3 protein-coding genes are annotated in these 3,619 nt (G+C 61.8%); all 3 read left to right on the top strand.

Features of this window, described 5'->3' with window-relative positions; genetic code table 11:
* Positions 1-76: 76 nt before the first annotated feature.
* The 3 genes from AX672_RS12990 to AX672_RS12980 are packed head-to-tail and all read left to right on the top strand — an operon-like array spanning position 77 to position 3,533.
* Complete coding sequence (locus tag AX672_RS12990; protein WP_011540750.1) at positions 77-1,624, top strand: tyrosine-type recombinase/integrase; 1,548 nt, start codon at positions 77-79, stop codon at positions 1,622-1,624.
* On the top strand, positions 1,618-2,532 hold the full coding sequence (locus tag AX672_RS12985; protein WP_011540751.1) for a tyrosine-type recombinase/integrase: 915 nt from the start codon (positions 1,618-1,620) through the stop codon (positions 2,530-2,532). Before AX672_RS12990 ends, AX672_RS12985 begins: the two co-directional genes overlap by 7 nt.
* Positions 2,529-3,533 carry a tyrosine-type recombinase/integrase gene (locus tag AX672_RS12980; RefSeq protein WP_024310637.1) on the top strand — a complete coding sequence of 335 codons (1,005 nt, stop codon included), beginning with the start codon at positions 2,529-2,531 and terminating at the stop codon, positions 3,531-3,533. Before AX672_RS12985 ends, AX672_RS12980 begins: the two co-directional genes overlap by 4 nt.
* The last annotated feature ends 86 nt before the right edge of the window (positions 3,534-3,619 follow it).

The raw sequence follows: 3,619 nt of genomic DNA, 5'->3' as shown, positions 1-3,619 counted from the left end.
GGTTTCCTTCGGTTTTCCATGATTTCACTCCAGATAATTACGGTTCCCTCGACCTGAACAAGTCGAAGGAACCAACATGCGATCAAGATCATTATTGTCGTTTCGAGCGGCCCGGCTCCGGGTCGAAGACCCGCCCAGTCACGACGCTCTACTCACCGCATTCCTCTCCTCTCTGTCGCTCGACGAGAGGTCAGGCAGTGCGATTCTGTTTGGCGCTGCGGCCCGTCATTTCCTGCATTGGATGGAACTGCATGGGATCGCGATCCGCACGATCGACGATCGGACCGTTCGGCGGTTCGAGAAGCATCGGTGCCGTTGCCACCGGTATTCGGCGCAGCAGCCAGTCTATAAGGCGGACATTGCAGCGCGAGTCAGGCGCTTCGTCCGCTTCCTGGAGGATCAAGGCTACGTCGGTGTCGACGACGGGATCGACGATCTGCCACGGCACCTCGCCGACTATTTCGATGGGATCGATCGCTTGCAACTCGCGCAAGGACCGGCCCAGTCCTATCGATCCGAGGCCGAGCATTTCGCGGCCTGGCTTCGCATTGCGCGACGACAATGGGCCGATATCGATGACACGATCATCGACCAGTACGGCGCGCATGATTGTCGATGTCCGGTCTGGCGCAAGCGAGGCAAGCTTGTTGCCTCGGGCGCGAAGCGGCGGCGGCGAGGCGCTCGGCACTTCGTCGAGTTCTTGCGCGACCGCGGTGTCATCCCTTCAGTCGAACTGGTGTCGGATGACGACCCGCACATGGCGGCATATCTGGCATGGCTCAAGCAACACCGCGGCGCGACCGATGAGACGATCCGGCGCTACCGGGCCGATATCAGGCGGCTCGCGCCTATGCTCGGCGAGCCTTCACAATGGGATGCAGCCGTCCTCAGACGGGCGTTTCAACAACGAAGCAAGGAGACGCCGGGTTCGGCATCACTGCTCGTCACGATAATACGGAGCTATATTCGGTTCCTGGTCGTGCAGGGTATTTGCCGTCCAGCTTTGTTGCACGCGATCCCATCAGTGCAACGCTACCGTCTTTCGACGCTGCCCCGGCACGTTAACCCGGCAACGATCGAGCAGATCATCGGCGCATGTCCGACTGATCGCCCGGTGGAAGTTCGGGACAAGGCCATCATTCTCCTGCTCGCCCGGCTTGGCCTGCGTGCCGGTGATATTCGGGATATGCACCTCGACGATATCGACTGGCGCTCGGGCCACCTGACGGTCAAGGGCAAGACGCGTCGGCCTGATCGCCTGCCATTGCCTCAGGACGTCGGTGACGCGATCCTGGACTACATTGCCACGGCGCGTCCCAAGACCGCCGATCCGCATCTGTTCGTGCGCGCGCAAGCCCCGTTCCGTTCGTTCCGCTCATCGGCGGAGATCGCCGGCATCGTTGCACGCACGCATGAGCGCGGCGGGATCGAAGGCGTGCCGACCGGATCGCACATTTTCCGGCATTCGCTTGCCACCAACTTGCTGCGCGCGGGCGCAGGGCTGGAGTCCGTTGGAACGATCCTGCGCCACAGCTCGCCCGAGACCACCGCCATCTACGCCAAGGTCGACCTGCCGATGCTCATGAAAATCGCGCAGCCATGGCCGGGAGAACCGTCATGCTGAGCACGCAGATTGCCAGATACGTCTCGCTGTATCGCAGCTTGGGGCGGAAGTTCTCGGAACAGGAACGACTGCTGCGCCAATACGCCGCTTTCGCTGAACGCTTCGGTGACCGGCACACCCGAGTGCAGCGCATCTACGACTGGTGCCACACGGCAAGCTCGCAAAACGTGGCTCGCCATAGGTACGACGCTGCTCGTAACTTCAGCCTTTTCGCTCATGCCGAGGACCCAGACAACGAAGTCCCGCCTGTCGGCGTTTTCGGCCGGGGGAAGCGGCCACGTCCCACTCCGACCATAATCGAAGCGGACCAGGTGCGGGCGATCATGGCGGCGGCATTGAACGTTCCGCCCCATGGCACGATTAGCCCATACACGTACCATTACCTGTTCGGCCTGCTCGCGGCGACAGGTCTCCGGATTTCCGAGGCTCTCGCGCTACAGTGCAACGATCTGGTCGAGGATGGGCTGGTCGTCCGCAACGGCAAGTTCGGCAAGCAGCGACTGATCGCCTTGCAGCCATCGACGCGCCAAGCACTCGAAGCCTACATTGCGATCCGCGCGAAGCACCCGGCCAAGTGTAATGACCTGTTCGTCACTATCCGGGGGCGGGCGCCGCACAAGGTGCGCGCCCACGTCGTGTTCGTCAGGTTGGCCCGGCTTCTCGGATATCGTGGAGCAACCGGTACGGCAGGCATGCGACTCCACGATCTGCGACATACGTTCGCTGTTCGCTCGCTTGAGTCCTGCCCGCGTGACAGGGAGGCCATTGCCCACCACATGGCCGGTCTCAGTGTCTACCTGGGGCACGCGTCGATCGCCAACACGTACTGGTATCTCGAAGCCACGCCAGTGCTGCTGCGCGACATTGCGGCTGCAAGCGAGCAACTTTTTCAAGGAGAAGCGGCATGACGGCGCTTGCTCCCCATCTCTCAGCATATCTGCGGGAACATCTGCCGCGCGAACGCGCCGTCAGCCCGCACACGGTGAAGACCTATGCCAACTGCTTCGTCCTCCTCGTCCAGTTCGCTGCCGATCGGCTGAAGCGCCGACCGACCGATCTCGAGGTTGAGGATCTCGGCACAGACATGATCATGGCCTTCCTCGATCATGTGGAGATCGGCCGCGGCAGCTGCGTGCGGACCCGCAATGGCAGGCTCGCCGCGATCCGATCCTTCTTCCGATACATCGAGTACCGGATTCCAGCCTGCCTCGATCAGGCACTCCGTGTCAGAGCAATCCCGACCAAGAAGACAGACAAGGCGCTGATCGATTACCTCGACCGGGCCGAGATCAAGGCTTTGCTCGATACACCCGATCCCCGGACACGCCTCGGCACCCGTGATCGCGCGATGCTGCATCTTACCTATGCTGGCGGACTGAGGGTGTCGGAACTCGTAACGCTGCAACTGGGCGATTTCCCGGACCGCTCCCTGTCCACCATGCACATCATGGGCAAAGGGCGACGTGAACGGGTCCTGCCGCTGTGGAAGGAGACCCAGATCGCATTGCGCGCATGGCTTGCGATCCGGCCTCAAGTTGAGGTCACCGAGATTTTCCTCAATGCCAACGGGCAGCCGATGACCCGCGACGGATTTGCGTTCCGATTGGCCGAGCACGTCAAGACGGCAGCGACGAAGCAGCCGTCGATCCTTGGGAAGCGCGTCACACCCCACGTGCTTCGTCATTCTTGCGCGATGCACACGCTCGCGGCGACGGGGGACATTCGCAAGGTCGCATTATGGCTCGGCCACGCCAGTATCCAGAGCACCGAGACCTACTTGCGCGCCGATCCCGAAGAGAAGCTGCAGATTCTCGCAGCCCACGGTGCCCCTGCGATCAAGCCGGGGCGCTTCAAGCCGCCTTCCGACGCCTTGATCACAATGCTCACCGACGTTCGAAGGCGGGCCTGACCCGTCTTCGAACACTCCCTCTAACCCGCATATTATCTGGAGTGAAATCATGGAAAACCGAAGGAAACCTGCGTCTCTCGCCGCCA

This window comes from Sphingomonas sp. CCH10-B3 (assembly GCF_001556185.1).
Taxonomy (GTDB): Bacteria; Pseudomonadota; Alphaproteobacteria; order Sphingomonadales; family Sphingomonadaceae; genus Sphingomonas; species Sphingomonas aquatica.
This window is presented reverse-complemented; position numbering and strand designations above follow the sequence as displayed.